Origin of the sequence: Nocardioides sp. CCNWLW216 (genome assembly GCF_037120545.1) — a bacterium.
In the GTDB taxonomy this organism is placed as follows: Bacteria; Actinomycetota; Actinomycetes; order Propionibacteriales; family Nocardioidaceae; genus Nocardioides; species Nocardioides lianchengensis.
Genome location: NZ_JBBBBJ010000002.1, coordinates 227578 through 241457, shown reverse-complemented (window position 1 = coordinate 241457; position 13880 = coordinate 227578). Strand labels below are relative to the sequence as shown.

At 73.3% G+C, this 13880-nt stretch carries 15 protein-coding genes; 10 read left to right on the top strand and 5 right to left on the bottom strand.

The features are described from left to right. Positions 1 to 339 carry a hypothetical protein gene (locus tag V7S47_RS05540; protein WP_336560626.1) on the top strand — a complete coding sequence of 113 codons (339 nt, stop codon included), beginning with the start codon at positions 1 to 3 and terminating at the stop codon, positions 337 to 339. Here V7S47_RS05540 and V7S47_RS05535 read toward each other — a convergent pair. Continuing rightward, positions 333 to 776 carry a MarR family winged helix-turn-helix transcriptional regulator gene (locus tag V7S47_RS05535; protein WP_336560625.1) on the bottom strand — a complete coding sequence of 148 codons (444 nt, stop codon included), beginning with the start codon at positions 774 to 776 and terminating at the stop codon, positions 333 to 335. The two genes, V7S47_RS05540 and V7S47_RS05535, sit on opposite strands and share 7 nt — an antisense overlap. A 76-nt stretch (positions 777 to 852) precedes the next feature. Here V7S47_RS05535 and V7S47_RS05530 point away from each other — a divergent pair, with 76 nt between their 5' ends. Then, positions 853 to 2838, top strand: a complete 1986-nt coding sequence (locus V7S47_RS05530; protein ID WP_336560624.1) for an MMPL family transporter — start codon at positions 853 to 855, stop codon at positions 2836 to 2838. Positions 2839 to 3016: 178 nt separating this feature from the next. On the opposite strand, the gene V7S47_RS05525 is transcribed toward V7S47_RS05530, so the two are convergent. Next, positions 3017 to 3667: an O-methyltransferase gene (locus V7S47_RS05525; protein WP_336560623.1), complete on the bottom strand. Its 651-nt coding sequence runs from the start codon at positions 3665 to 3667 to the stop codon at positions 3017 to 3019. 153 nt (positions 3668 to 3820) lie between these two features. Here V7S47_RS05525 and sigE point away from each other — a divergent pair, with 153 nt between their 5' ends. Genes sigE through V7S47_RS05510 form a run of 3 tightly spaced genes read left to right on the top strand, consistent with a single transcriptional unit; the run spans position 3821 to position 6291 of the window. Continuing rightward, complete coding sequence (gene sigE, locus V7S47_RS05520) at positions 3821 to 4414, top strand: RNA polymerase sigma factor SigE (RefSeq protein WP_090857863.1); 594 nt, start codon at positions 3821 to 3823, stop codon at positions 4412 to 4414. After that, on the top strand, positions 4411 to 4890 hold the full coding sequence (locus V7S47_RS05515; RefSeq protein WP_336560622.1) for a hypothetical protein: 480 nt from the start codon (positions 4411 to 4413) through the stop codon (positions 4888 to 4890). The genes sigE and V7S47_RS05515 overlap by 4 nt, the downstream gene beginning before the upstream one ends. Before the next feature lie 60 nt (positions 4891 to 4950). After that, on the top strand, positions 4951 to 6291 hold the full coding sequence (locus tag V7S47_RS05510; RefSeq protein ID WP_336560621.1) for a S1C family serine protease: 1341 nt from the start codon (positions 4951 to 4953) through the stop codon (positions 6289 to 6291). Here V7S47_RS05510 and V7S47_RS05505 read toward each other — a convergent pair. Then, positions 6288 to 6539 carry a helix-turn-helix domain-containing protein gene (locus tag V7S47_RS05505; protein WP_090857854.1) on the bottom strand — a complete coding sequence of 84 codons (252 nt, stop codon included), beginning with the start codon at positions 6537 to 6539 and terminating at the stop codon, positions 6288 to 6290. The two genes, V7S47_RS05510 and V7S47_RS05505, sit on opposite strands and share 4 nt — an antisense overlap. A gap of 114 nt (positions 6540 to 6653) precedes the next feature. On the opposite strand from V7S47_RS05505, the gene V7S47_RS05500 reads away from it, so the two are divergent. Further along, the gene (locus tag V7S47_RS05500; RefSeq protein ID WP_336560620.1) at positions 6654 to 7340 is read left to right on the top strand and encodes a hypothetical protein; all 687 of its coding nucleotides are present in this window, start codon (positions 6654 to 6656) and stop codon (positions 7338 to 7340) included. 3 nt (positions 7341 to 7343) lie between these two features. Next, positions 7344 to 8633: an AAA family ATPase gene (locus V7S47_RS05495; protein ID WP_336560619.1), complete on the top strand. Its 1290-nt coding sequence runs from the start codon at positions 7344 to 7346 to the stop codon at positions 8631 to 8633. Here the strand turns inward: V7S47_RS05495 and V7S47_RS05490 are convergent. Continuing rightward, positions 8596 to 9960 (bottom strand): hypothetical protein, encoded by a 1365-nt coding sequence (locus tag V7S47_RS05490; RefSeq protein ID WP_336560618.1) that lies wholly within the window; start codon positions 9958 to 9960, stop codon positions 8596 to 8598. The genes V7S47_RS05495 and V7S47_RS05490 overlap by 38 nt on opposite strands. Before the next feature lies 1 nt (position 9961). After that, the gene (locus tag V7S47_RS05485) at positions 9962 to 10342 is read right to left on the bottom strand and encodes a fimbrillin family protein (RefSeq protein WP_139175556.1); all 381 of its coding nucleotides are present in this window, start codon (positions 10340 to 10342) and stop codon (positions 9962 to 9964) included. An 84-nt stretch (positions 10343 to 10426) separates the two neighbouring features. On the opposite strand from V7S47_RS05485, the gene V7S47_RS05480 reads away from it, so the two are divergent. Genes V7S47_RS05480 through pruA form a run of 3 tightly spaced genes read left to right on the top strand, consistent with a single transcriptional unit; the run spans position 10427 to position 13880 of the window. Continuing rightward, positions 10427 to 11872 carry a WS/DGAT/MGAT family O-acyltransferase gene (locus V7S47_RS05480; protein WP_336560617.1) on the top strand — a complete coding sequence of 482 codons (1446 nt, stop codon included), beginning with the start codon at positions 10427 to 10429 and terminating at the stop codon, positions 11870 to 11872. Further along, complete coding sequence (locus V7S47_RS05475; protein ID WP_090857837.1) at positions 11869 to 12213, top strand: DUF6912 family protein; 345 nt, start codon at positions 11869 to 11871, stop codon at positions 12211 to 12213. The genes V7S47_RS05480 and V7S47_RS05475 overlap by 4 nt, the downstream gene beginning before the upstream one ends. 38 nt (positions 12214 to 12251) lie before the next feature. After that, complete coding sequence (gene pruA / locus V7S47_RS05470; RefSeq protein ID WP_336560616.1) at positions 12252 to 13880, top strand: L-glutamate gamma-semialdehyde dehydrogenase; 1629 nt, start codon at positions 12252 to 12254, stop codon at positions 13878 to 13880.

Genomic DNA, 13880 nt, shown 5'->3' with positions numbered 1-13880 from the left:
GTGCTCGGGCTGTCGATCCGCTGGTCGCTGGTCGACGCGCCCGACGGCGTCGAGGACGAGCTCGCGTCGTACGTCGCGGGCACGTCCCACGCCCGGTTCACCGGCATGTCCGGGCTGCGCTTCAAGACCTGGCGAGTACGCCGCGGCGAGTGGTTCGAGGGCACCTACGTCTTCGCCACCGATGAGGCGCGCGCGGCGTTCGAGGAGGAGTTCCGCGCCGGCGCGGCCGACGTGCCGGGGTCGCGGATGGTCGGCAGTCCGCCGGTGCTGATCGAGGCGTTCGACGTGGTCGCGATCGCCGAGGGCTGGGAGGGCTTCGAGGCCGCAGCCCGTTACTGACCGGTCTCCTGGCCGGTCTCCGAGACCGCCTCGAACGCGGCGGTCGCACCGGTCAGGTAGCGCTGGACGACCGCGAGCTCCTCCGGGGTGAACGCCTCCTCCAGCTCCCGCAGGCCGACGAACATCGGCATCAGGTGCGCGACCAGCTCGGTGCGTCCCGACTCCGTCAGGTGCACCTCGGTCCGTCGCCGGTCGTGGTCGTGCGGGCGACGCTCGACGTGCCCGCGCGCAGCCAGCCGGTCGACGATGCCGGTCGAGGCCGCCGTGCTGACGCCCAGCCGACGGGCCACCTCGGCGGGGCCGAGGGGCGCCGCGGACAGGTGCTGCAGGGTGACCAGCTCCGACTCGCCCAGTCCGGCCGTGCGGGCGACGTGGTGGCGCAGTCGCACACCCGCCTCGACCAGCTCGCGGAGCAGGGCCGACGTGGGGTGGTTCACGGGGGCGGTCGTTTCCTTCACCTACTTAGTGGTTAACCTAGTTAGCGATTGTACCAACGTCGCTCGAAGGACAAGCATGCCCTCGCCCGTCCGTCTCATCACCGGCCGCCGCACCGCGTGGCTGGTCGCTCTGCTTCCGCTGCTGCTCGCCGGGGTCGTCCTCGGTCTGGTCGGGGAGGGGGAGCGGGACCGAAGTCCGCTGGACTCCCTGCCCGCCGGACTCGACAGCACGCTCGGAACCGAGCTCCAGGAGCGCCTGCCCGCCGCGGACAGCTCCGTCGCGATCGTCCTGGTGACGGCCGACGCGGGTCGCCTGGACCAGGCCGCGCTCGACGCCGTACCCGTGGAGTCCGAGCTGACCGTGTCCGACGACCAGACGGCGGCGATCGCCGTGGTGCCGGTCGAGACGGACGACGGCGGCAACACCTCCGACGCGGTCGCGGACCTGCGCGCGTCGCTCGACGAGGCGCTGCCGGACGGTGTCACCGGGCAGGTGACCGGTCCGGCCGCCATCCAGGCCGACCTGTCGGCGGTGTTCGAGGGCGCCGACCTGCGGCTGCTGATGGCCACCGCGCTGATCGTGGCCCTGTTGCTCGTCGTCACCTACCGCAGCCCGGTCCTGTGGATCGTCCCGCTGGCCGTGGTCGGCATCGCCGACCGGTTGGCCGCGGTCGTGGCGACCCAGGTGCTCGCCGCGGTCGACGTGGCCTGGGACGAGTCGACGGTCGGCATCCTGTCCGTCCTGGTCTTCGGGGCGGGCACCAACTACTCGCTGCTGCTCATCTCCCGCTACCGCGACGAGCTCCGCCGGCACGGGCCCCGGCACCGCGCGATGGCCGAGGCGCTGCGTCGTACGGCGGAGCCTGTGCTCGCCAGCGGGACCACGGTCGTCCTCGGCCTGCTGACCCTCCTGCTCTCGCTGACCCCGACGACCCGCGGACTTGGCCTCGCCTGCGCGGTCGGGGTCGTGGTGGCGGTGTTCTTCGCGCTGGTGGTCCTGCCCGCGACCCTGGTCCTGTTCGGACGCTGGGTCTTCTGGCCCCGGGTCCCGCGCCAGGGGGAGCCGGCGCTGGTGGACGGCAACGGGATCTGGCACCGGGTCGGACAGCGGGTGGCCGGACGCCCCGGCACCTTCGTGACCGGCAGCGCGCTGCTGCTCGCGGTGCTGGCCCTCGGCGCCTTCCGCATCGACACCGGCCTGGACCGCTCCGAGCAGTTCCTGGACGAGCCCGAGGCGATCTCGGCCGCGGCCCGCGCCGCCGAGTCCTTCCCCGCCGGGCTGACCGATCCCGCGCAGGTGGTGACGACCGAGGACCCCGCCTCCGTGCAGGAGCGCGTCGCCGCGGTCGAGGGCGTGCAGTCGGTCCGCCCGAGCGCGGAGGGCGACGGCGTCAGCCAGCTAGACGTCGTGCTGACCGGCGCGTCAGGGTCGGACGAGGCCCGCGACACCGTCGACCGCATCCGCGACGCGGTGGACGGGCTCGACGACACCCATGTGCTCGGGGCCGAGGCGGAGGGGATCGACGAGAAGGAGGGCGCCGCACGCGACCGGCTGCTGATCCTGCCGCTCATCCTGGTCCTGGTGCTCGGTGCGCTGCTGCTGCTCCTGCGCTCGATCGTGGCCGCCGGCCTCCTGGTGCTGACCGTGCTGGCGACGTACCTGGCCAGCCTCGGGCTCTCCTGGTGGCTGTTCACCGGGATCCTCGGCTTCGAGGCCCTGGACACCAGCACGCCGCTCTTCGCGTTCCTGTTCCTGGTCGCGCTGGGCGTCGACTACAACATCTTCCTGGTGACCCGCGCCCGGGAGGAGGGGCGCGAGCACGGCTCCCGCGACGGGATGCTCCGGGCGCTCACCGCGACCGGCGGGGTGATCACGAGCGCCGGCATCCTGCTCGCGGCCGTGTTCGCCGTCCTCGGCGTGCTTCCGCTGGTCGTGCTCGCCCAGATCGGCACGGTCATCTGCCTGGGCGTCCTGCTCGACACGCTGCTCGTGCGCACCGTCCTCGTCCCGGCCCTGGCCATCCGGCTCGGTGACCGGTTCTGGTGGCCGCGTCGAGTCTGAGGCGGGGAGCGCTGTCCTACTTACCCGGATAAGGCCCCTTCCCGGACGTTCCCGGGCGAAGCTTCGGCCGGGAACGTCCGGGAAACCCTGAGCGGTGAGGCCGGTGGGACCTGAGTGACTCAGGAGGCGTCCTACTTCCCCTGATCACCGGGTAAGTAGGACAACGGCCCGGCAGCCCTCAGTCCTGCGGCGTCCACTCCTTCTTGGCGAGGAGCAGCCCGTCACCCACGGGCAGCAGGACCGGGACCAGCTCGTCGTGGGCGGCAACCTCGCGGCCCAGGTCGCGGATGGCGACGGTCTCCTCGTCGCGGCGGGCGGGGTCGGCGACCCGGTCGTGCCAGAGCGCGTTGTCGAAGGCCACCACGCCGCCGGGTCGGAGCAGGCGGAGGGCCTCGCGCAGGTAGGCGCCGTACTCGCGCTTGTCGCCGTCGCAGAACACGATGTCGTAGTGGCCGTCGGTCAGCCGGGGGAGTACGTCGAGGGCCGCGCCGGAGATGGTGCGCGCACGCTGGCTGGGGATCTGGGCCTCGGTGAACGACTGGCGGGCCAGGCGCTGGTGCTCGGCCTCGATGTCGACGGTGGTCAGCACGCCGTCGGCGCGCATGCCGCGCAGCAGCCAGAGGCCGGACACGCCGGTGCCGGTGCCGATCTCGACCACGGCCCGGGCCTCCAGGACCGAGGCGAGGAACCGCAGCGCGGCACCGCCGCCGGAGCCGATGGCGGTCACGCCGACCTCCTCGGCCCGCGACCGGGCCGAGGCGAGCACGTCGTCCTCGGCGACGTACGCCTCTGAGTAGGACCAGCTCGCGGCGTTGATGGGCGTCGTCACCGGCTCAACGTATCGCGATCACGCCGTGCCGACCGGGAACACGGCCGCAGGCCCGCTCGTTGGCACGGATGGATCCTGGCTCACAGGGTCCTTTCAGCAAGGTGACCTAGCGTACGGAGGGACGGGACGTTGTTCAGGTCGAGAGGGGTCCCCGTGGACGTTCAGCAGGAGAGTGCGACGACGGTCCCCACGTGGGACGAGATCGTGGAGCGCCACTCCGACCGGGTCTACCGCCTCGCCTACCGGCTGACCGGCAACCGCCACGACGCCGAGGACCTCACGCAGGAGGTCTTCGTCCGCGTCTTCCGCTCGCTGTCGACCTACACGCCCGGCACCTTCGAGGGCTGGCTGCACCGGATCACTACCAACCTCTTCCTCGACCAGGCCCGCCGCAAGCAGCGGATCCGCTTCGACGCGCTCTCCGACGAGCGGGCCGACCGGCTCACCAGCGCCTCGCCGGCGCCCGAGGCCGCCTACGCCGACCAACGCTTCGACGACGACGTGGAGCGGGCACTCGCGACCCTGCCGCCGGACTTCCGGGCCGCGGTCGTGCTGTGCGACGTCGAGGGCCTGTCCTACGAGGAGATCGCCGAGATCCTCGGCGCCAAGCTCGGCACCGTCCGCTCGCGCATCCACCGTGGCCGCGCGATGCTCCGCACCGCGCTGGCCCACCGCGCGCCGGGGGCCGGCCGCGCCCGCTACTCCGGTCCCGCCACCGGCCCGATCGCCCTCCCGGGGCGCGCATGATCGGCCACCTCGGCTCCCGCGCGAGCGCCCTGCTCGACGGCCAGCTCTCGGCGGAGGAGTCCGAGCGTGCCTGGGCCCACGTCCACCAGTGCCACCTCTGTCGCGACCTCGTCGAGCGTGAGGGCTGGGTGAAGACCCGGCTGGCCGGGCTCTCCCTCGACGGCGGCTGCACGCCGGCCGGGCTGAAGGGCTCGTTGCTCGGCGCGCCCGACTGCCGTCCCGCCGAGATGGGCATCCCGCCGGGCGACCTCTTCCTCGCGATGAGCGGACGCCCCGAGTCGCGACCCCGTCGTACGGCGGGTCTCGCCGCGATCGGTGGCGGCGCCGTGGGTGCCGCGGTGATGGGCGTGCTGGTGCTCGGCACCGCCCCGGCCGACGCACCCAACCTCGAGCGTCGGGCGCCGGTCACCTCGCTGCCGAACTCCACCACCTCGCAGGCCCCGCTGCCGGCGACGCGGAGCGTCCGGCAGCCCTGACCCGGTCGCCGCAGGCGGTCGGGCCGACGGCCATTTCGGGCGACAGGTGATGATGGAGCCGTGAACGACGCAGGCCAGACGCCGCCGCCGGACGACTCCCGGGCGGACGACGACGCCACCCAGCCGATCGGTCCCGCCCAGCCGAGCGGGCCCAGCGGCCCGTCGTGGGTCCCGCCGACCCACCAGCCGCCGGCCGGTCCGGTGCCCGCCGCCTCCTGGCCGCCGTTCCCCCCGCCCGGCACCCAGCCGCTCCCGGTCGCCCCGGTGCCGCCGAGGCACGCGGCGGACCGCGGACGGGTCAGCGGGTGGGTCTGGCCGTCGGTCGCCGCCCTGGCGCTGGTCCTCGGCCTCGCCGGGGGCGTGGTGGGCTCGGTCGTGTACGACGAGCTCAACGACCACGACGGACCCGGCTCGGTGAGCGAGGGGCTGGCCGGGGTCGACGTCGTCGAGACGCCCCCGCTGCCGGCCGACGACGGCTCGATCGCCGCGGTCGCGCAGGAGCTGTTGCCGAGCACCGTCCAGATCTCCGCCGAGTTCGAGGGCCAGGCGAACGGCGCCACCGGCTCCGGCTTCGTGCTGGACCGCCAGGGCCACGTCGTCACCAACAACCACGTCGTCGCCGACGCCGCGAAGGAGGACGGTCCGATCGCGATCGTCGACCAGGACGGCAACCGCTACGAGGCGACGGTCGTGGGCCGCAGCCCGGTCTACGACCTCGCGGTGCTCTACTCCGAGGAGGCCAAGGAGCTGGCGCCGGCCGCCCTCGGCGCCTCGCGCTCGCTGCGGGTCGGGGAGGGCGTGGTGGCCATCGGCTCCCCGCTCGGTCTCAGCTCGACGGTCACGGCCGGCATCGTCAGCGCCCTGCAGCGCCCGGTGTCGACGGGCGACGCGGCCAGCGAGTCGTCGTACATCAACGCGGTGCAGACCGACGCGGCCATCAACCCGGGCAACTCGGGCGGTCCGCTGGTCAACCTGCGGGGTCAGGTCGTGGGCGTGAACTCGGCCATCGCCACCACGGGCGGCAGCGGCTTCGGCACCGAGTCCGGCAACATCGGTGTCGGCTTCGCGATCCCGGTCGAGCAGGTGCGGATCACCGCCGACCAGATCCTCAAGAGCGGCGAGGCGCGCTACCCCGTGATCGGGGCGCAGGTCCAGACCGGTCAGCGCGGCAGCGGGGCGGGCGCCGAGATCGACGAGGTCAACGACGGCACCCCGGCGGAGGAGAGCGGCCTGCGCAAGGGCGACGTGATCGTGGCCGTCGAGGGTTCGCGGGTCACCGACGGCATCGCGCTGATCGTGGCGATCCGCTCGCACCAGCCCGGCGAGACGCTGGAGTTCACCATCCGGCGCGGGGACGACGAGGAGACCGTCGAGGTCACCCTCGACTCCGAGGTCGGCTAGACCTGCTCGGAGGGCTGGTCCTGCTCGGCCTCGACGAACGGGTGCTGGTCGACGAACTGGGCGGTCTCGGTGTACATCCGCTGGATGTACTCCTCGAGGACCGAGCCCTCGACGCGCCACTGGCCGCGCCCGCCGATCTTGATGGCGGGCAGGTCGCCGCGGCGCACGAGCGCGTAGACCTGCGCGCTGGAGGTGTTGAGCACCTCGGCCACGTCGGCGAGCGTGAGGAAGCGGGGCGTTCCGGCCATGGGGTCATCGTCGCACCTAGGGCGGCGGGGACGTCGGCAGCACCCGCCGCCTGTGGAGAGGGGTCCTGTGGAGAGGCGGGTGTCTCCACCCGTTCGGGTGGGCATGATGGCGCCGTGTCGAGGAGTCCGGGTGTCCCCACCACGCAGCTGCCGCCGCCCGCGGTGCGGTCCACGACGTCGGGATGGCGCGACCCGCGCCTCTGGGTCGGCGTGGCGATCGTCGCGGTGTCCGTCGTCGCCGGGGGTCGGCTGCTGGCCGCCGCCGACGACACGGTGCAGGTCTGGGCGGTGTCCGCCGAGATGGGACCGGGCGACCGGGTCGGGGAGCCCGACCTGGTGGCCCACCGCGTCCGCTTCGGCGACGACGAGGACCTCGCCGGCTACTTCACCGTCGACGACGAGCTGCCCGCCGACCTCGAGCTGACCCGGGCGGTCGGGGCGGGCGAGCTGCTGCCCCGCGGGGCGGTCGGCACGGTCGGGGAGAGCGGCAGCCTCGAGCTGCCGATCTCGGTCGACCCCGCACTGGTGCCGGCGTCGGTCCGGTCCGGGTCGGTGGTGAGCGTCTACCTCAGCGTTCCGCGTCCGGCGGGGGCGGTCGAGGCCGCCGAGGCCGGTTCGGCTCCCGCGGGCCTGCTCCTGGAGGAGGCCACCGTCGTCGACGCGCCGGCCGCCGGCTCGGGCCTGGCGACCGGTGGTCGGCGGCAGCTGGTGCTGGCGGTCGCCGAGCCCGACGTGGCTCGCTACTTCGAGGCTGTGGGTGCCGTGGCGGACCCGGTCCTGACGGTCGTACGGCGGGGCTGAGCGGTGCCGACCGGGGTGGGCGGGGCGACCGTCGTGCTCGTCGTCGCCGCGGGGGCGGACTGGGAGTCCGCGGCGATCGGCCGCCTCAACGAGACCGCCGGGATCGTGGTCCTGAAGCGCTGCGTGGACGTCGACGACCTGCTTGCGGTCGCGTCGGCGGGTCAGTCCGACGTCGCGGTCCTCGCGCTCGACGCCCCGGGCCTCGACCGCTCGGCCGTCGACCACCTGCACCGGCACGGCGTCGCGCCGGTCGCGGTCGCCCCGGCCGGCGTGCCCGACGAGGCGGCCCGGCTCCGGGCCACCCGGATCGGCGTCCGCAGCGTGCTGGCCGAGACCGACCTGGACGTGCTGTCTCGGACCGTGATCGCGGCCGCCGAGCCGGCGCTCGAGCCCTCTGTCGCGGCCCCGGAGCCGGTCGGGCCCGACGGGCCACCACCGGCCGAGCCGCCACCGGCCCCGGGCCGGGTGGTGGTCGTGTGGGGGCCGCCGGGCTCCCCGGGCCGCACGACGCTGGCCACCGGGCTGGCCGCCGAGCTGGCCCGGCGCGAGCGTCGTACGACGCTGGTCGACGCCGACCCGGTGTCGGCCAGCGTGGCCCAGCAGCTCGGCGTCCTCGACGAGGTGTCCGGGCTGCTCTCGGCCGCCCGGCTCGCCTCGACCGGCGACCTGGAGGAGGGGCTGCCGTCGGTCCAGCGCGCCCTCGACCGGCAGCTGACGGTGGTGACCGGACTGCCGCGGCCGGACCGCTGGGTGGAGGTCCGGCCCGGGGTCGTCGAGCACCTGCTGGGCCTGGCGAGCGCCCAGGGACAGGTGGTGGTCGACACCGGTCCGGTCCTCGAGGACGACGGATCGGGCGACCTCGGGTCCCGCCCCGGTCGGCACCAGCTCACCCTGGAGGCCCTCGACGCGGCCGACGAGGTGATCGTCGTCGGGTCCGCCGACCCGGTCGGCCTGTCGCGGCTGGCCCGCGGCCTGGTCGAGCTGCGTGAGCGCCTGCCGGGCACCCCCGTGCGCGTCGTGGTCAACCGGATGCGCACCTCGCTCGGCTGGTCCGAGCGCGACGTCGCCGGGATGGTTGCCGGGTTCGTCCGCCACGAGAGCCTGCACTTCGTGCCCGACGACCGGGTCACCGTCGACCGGGCGCTGGTCACGGGCAGCACCCTGGTCGCTCAGGGCGACTCGCCCGTCGTCCGCGCGATCGCGGCCGTCGCCGACGGGCTGGTGGGGCCGGCGGCGCCGGCGACGGTCGGACGGCTCAGGCGGCGAAGAGCAGGAAGAGGCCTCCTGCGGTGAAGCCGACCATCGCGAACAGCAGCGGGAGCTGACCGGTCAGCTGGTGGCGCGCCGGGAGCACCTTGATCGCCCGGTCGTGCGCAGCGATCACACCCAGCACGTGCCCGACGACGACCGCGGCCACCTTCGTGTTGGCCAGCAGCGTCGGGTGGTAGGAGAGCCAGTAGTTGACCTGCAGGTCGCCGGTGCCGAGGTAGTTGCTGCCGTCGCCGAACGGGTCGCTGGCCAGGATCAGGGTCAGCTGGCCGACCTCGACGAAGTAGGTCAGGTAGTGGGCCACGATGTAGCCGACGATGATCGGCACGATCGAGTGGGCGAACCGGTTGGGGAGGCTGCGTCGGTCGATCTCCGGGTCGACTCCGGTCGCCATCGTCGCGAGCGCGAAGATGATGCCGATGCCGGCGCAGAAGGTCAGCAGCGCCAGGTTGTTGGCGATCGCCGCCGCGGTGTCGGGTCCGACCGCGCCGTTGGTCGTGATGATGTCGTGTTCCTGGAGGAAGTTCAGCCAGGTCGTGGAGTCGCGGAACGAGTCGAAGGCCGTGCTGCCGAAGAGCACGGCCGTGACGGCCACCAGGCCGGGGCGGGCCACCACGGTGGAGAGGTTCGCGAGCGGGCTGCGGACCACCACCCGCCCGCCGCGGGTGCCCCAGACCGACATCTTGGCGACCAGGCTGGAGTAGACCTCGAAGGGGTCGGCCCGCTCGTAGAAGGTGTTGCCGAACAGAGCGCCGCCGAGCAGCATTGCGGCGACGTACACGGCGCACCACAGGCGGACCGGGCCGAGCTCGGTGGAGTAGGGGTAGACCAGCTCCATCCATACGAAGGCGAAGAGGCCCACGGCGGCGGGCCAGTAGCCGAGCCGCTCGGGGTAGCGGAAGATGCCCTCGTCGGGGTCGCCGCCGGAGACCTTGGCGAACGCGAGGTTGATGGTGCGGACCGGGCTGATCGCTTTCCACACCGGGCCGAGGAGCAGCGAGAAGGGCACCAGGCCCACCCACCACCAGACGTAGAAGATGCCGAAGAACGGGTTGGTGACGCGGTCCTGGCCGAACACGGCGGCCATCGCGGTGTAGAGGAACAGCACCATGCCCAGGACCCGCAGGCCGACGCGGAACGCCGGGTGCGCGACCAGGGCGTCGATCCAGCCGGGAGCAGGCCGACCGGTCTCGCCGTCGTCGTACCGGGGCGTGCGCCAGGCGACGGCGAGGACGGTGAAGGAGACCGTCAGCGCGGCGACCGCGCCCGCGATCGCGAGCTCGGGCGAGATGGGCAGGTCCTGCGCGCCGCCGATGCCGTGGGCGAGCGTGCTGCCGTCGAGTCGGGCCACCTCAGCGGATGGTCAGCCGGATCACGACCTGGTCCAGGTCGTGCGACTCGATGTCGACCACGCCCGGGGCCTGGTTGGCCAGCTTGACCGGGATGGTCGTCGTGCCGGCGCCGTACTCGACCTGCTGCTCGGGGGAGGAGTGGACGTGCAGCTCGCCGGGCTTGTCCGCCTCGACGACGAGCTCGATGTCGCTGCCCTTCGCGATGGTCTCCTCGGCGCCGCGGGGCGTCACCGTGTCGCCGTCGAAGGTGATGTCGAACGAGACCGGCTCACCGTTGCCGGCGGGCGGCTCCTCCTCGTCACCGCAGGCGCTGGTCAGGGCCAGGGTCGCGACGATCACCGCGGCGCTCGCGAGCACTCGGCGCGTCGGACGGTTCCTCATCTTCTGTGGCACGTCTGCCAGAATCCCATGCAGAGCAAGCGAAGGGGTCTCGGGGGCCCGTACGCGCGACGAGAGGCGGGGTGGATGAGCGAGCGGCTGCGGCCACGGGACCTCGCCCTCCTGGCGGAGGAGTCCGCCACCACGCCGATGCACAACGCGACCGTCGAGATCTTCGACCCGGGCGAGTCGGGGTTCGACCACGACCGGTTGGTGCGCCTGATCTCCGACCGGATCTCGTTCGTGCCGCGCTACCGCCAGCGGCTCCAGGCGGTCCCCGGCCGGGTCGCGAACCCGGTCTGGGTCGACGACACGCACTTCGACATCGGCTACCACGTACGACGCTCCGCGCTGCCCCGGCCCGGCACCCTCGGTCAGCTGCAGGAGCTGGTCGCGCGGATCGTGTCGCGCCCCCTCGACCGCAGCCGGCCGCTGTGGGAGGTCTACTTCGTCGAGGGGCTGGCCGACGGGCAGGTGGCCCTGCTCTACAAGGCCCACCAGGTGCTGGTCGACGGCATCGACACCGTCGACCTCGGCCAGGTCCTGCTCGACATGACGCCCGAGCCCAAGGAGCTCGGCGGCGACGCGTGGACGCCCGGCCGACGGCCGTCCCCGGCCGCGCTGCTGGCGGGCGCGGTGCGCGACACGCTCGGCGACGGCACCACCGCGCTCGACACGGTCCGCAGCACCACCGGCTCGGTGCTGCGTGGTGTCGACAGCACGGCGCAGCGGGCCGGGCGGGTCGTCAACGGGCTCGCCGGCCGGCGTCCCGTGCGGGAGAGCCCGTTCGCCGGCCAGCTCTCGCAGCAGCGCCGCGTGGTCGCGGTGTGCACCGACCTCCAGGACTACCGCCGGATCCGCGACGTCCACGGCGGCACCGTCAACGACGTCATCCTGGCCACCGTCACCGGGGCGCTGCGCGCGTGGCTGATGACGCGGGGTTCGCTCTCGGGCCTGCGCCAGATCCGGGCGGTGGTCCCGGTCTCGGTCATCGACCAGGAGCTCGAGGCGACCTCGCTCGGCAGCCAGATCGCCGCGCACCTGGTCGAGCTGCCGATCGGCGAGGCCAGCCCGGTCGTCCGGCTGCACCAGGTCTCCTACTCCTTCAAGGTGCACAAGGAGACCGGCCGCGGGGTGGCCGCCAACCGGCTGGCAGGGATCGCGGGATTCGCCCCGACCACCTTCCACGCCATCGGCTCGCGGGTCGCCGCGGCCGAGCGCGGCCGCGGCTTCCAGCTGACGGTCACCAACGTGCCCGGCCCGCAGTCCCCGCTCTACGCCGCGGGCGCCCGGATGGTCAGCACCTACCCCGTGCCGCCGCTGCTGCCGGGTCACGCGCTCGCCATCGGCGTCACGTCGTACGACGGCCGCGTGTCCTACGGCCTCACCGCCGACCGGGACCTGGTGCCGGACGCCGAGGTGCTCGGCCAGTGCCTCCGCGAGGCCCTCGACGAGCTGCTCGACACCGTGACCGGGGCGCGTCCCCGGGTGCCGCGGGGCCGCCGCAAGGCCGCGAGGAAGGTGAAGCCGTGAGCACCCGCGTCTACGTGCCGACGACGCTGGCCGGGCTGGCGTCGTACGTCGCCGCCGGCGAGGTGCCGGCCTCCGCCGAGCGGTTCGTGGCCCCCGACGAGTCCGAGGAGGGCGAGTACGCCGCCCTCGTCGCCGCCGGGGAGGCCGCCGCGGAGCTGCTGGACGGTCCCGGTCGACGGGTGGTGGTGGTCGGCGAGGCCGCCGACCCGGACGCCGCGGTCGCGTGGCGCCAGGTCGTCGCGGTGCACGCCGATGCGCTCGAGGGGGCCGACCCCGACGACGACCTGGCCTGGTTCGCGACCCAGGAGGTCCCGCACCTGCTCGACGGCTCCGCGTTCTGACTTTTGAGTGCACGACCCCGCGGTGAGAGAGTCGCGGCATGGACGCCATCACCTCCCCGCCGGCTCCCACCAACGAGCCCAACCTCACCTACGCGCCGGGCAGCGCCGAGCGCGAGGCCCTGCTGGTCGAGATCGCGAAGCTGGAGAAGAAGCAGCTCACGCTGAAGGGGTACGTCGGGGGCCGCTGGAAGTCCGGTGGAGGAGCGGAGACCCAGGTCGTCCAGCCCCACGACCACCAGCACGTCCTCGGCTCGTTCAAGGCCTCCACGCAGGCGGACGCGAAGGCGGCGGTGAAGGCGGCCGGGGCGGCGGCCGCCGACTGGAGGGCGCTGCCGTTCGACGAGCGCGCCGCCGTCCTGCTGAAGGCCGCGGACCTGCTCGCGGGCCCGTGGCGCCAGCGGATCAACGCGGCCACGGTCCTCGGCCAGTCCAAGACGGCGTTCCAGGCCGAGATCGACTCGGCGTGCGAGCTGATCGACTTCTGGCGCTACAACGTCCACTACGCGCGCGGCATCCTGGCCGACCAGCCGATCGCGAACAGCCCGGGCATCTGGAACCGCACCGACCACCGCCCGCTCGAGGGCTTCGTCTACGCGATCACGCCCTTCAACTTCACCGCGATCGCCGGCAACCTGCCGACCGCGCCGGCGCTGATGGGCAACACGGTGATCTGGAAGCCGTCGCCGACGCAGCAGCTCGCCGCGTCGCTGACCATGGAGCTGCTGGAGGAGGCCGGGCTGCCGCCGGGTGTCATCAACATGCTCCCCGGTGACGGGATCGACGTCTCCGAGGTCACGCTGGCCTCGCCCGACCTGGCCGGCATCCACTTCACCGGCTCGACCCCGACCTTCCAGCACCTGTGGCGCACGGTCGGGAACAACATCGAGAACTACCGCTCCTACCCGCGCATCGTGGGCGAGACCGGCGGCAAGGACTTCGTGCTCGCGCACCCGTCCGCCGACCCCGACGTCGTCCGCACCGCGCTGGTCCGCGGGGCCTTCGAGTTCCAGGGCCAGAAGTGCTCCGCCGCCTCGCGCGCGTACGTCGCCCGGTCGGTGTGGAAGCGGATGAAGGACGACTTCCTGGCCGAGGTCGAGGCGATCTCGATGGGCGACCCGACCGACCTGTCGCACTTCATGGGCGCGGTCATCGACGACCGGGCGTTCGCCAAGCACGAGCGGGCGATCGCCCGGGCGCGCTCGTCGAGGAAGCTCGACGTGCTGGCCGGCGGGCAGACCGACGACTCGGTCGGGTACTTCGTGCGACCGACGGTCGTCGAGGGCTCGGACCCGTCCGACGAGATGTTCTCCACCGAGTACTTCGGCCCGATCCTCGTCGTGCACGTCTACGACGACGCCGACTTCGAGAAGGTGACCCGCCAGCTGGAGGGCGCCTCGCCGTACGCCCTGACGGGGGCGGTCATCGCCCGGGACCGGGCGGCGATCACCTGGGCGCAGGAGGAGCTGCGCTTCGCGGCCGGCAACTTCTACGTCAACGACAAGCCGACCGGTGCGGTCGTGGGCCAGCAGCCGTTCGGCGGTGGGCGGGCCTCGGGCACCAACGACAAGGCGGGCGCGGCGGTCAACCTGCTGCGCTGGACCTCGCCGCGCTCGATCAAGGAGACGTTCGTCCCGCCGACCGACTACCGCTACCCCTACATGGGCTGA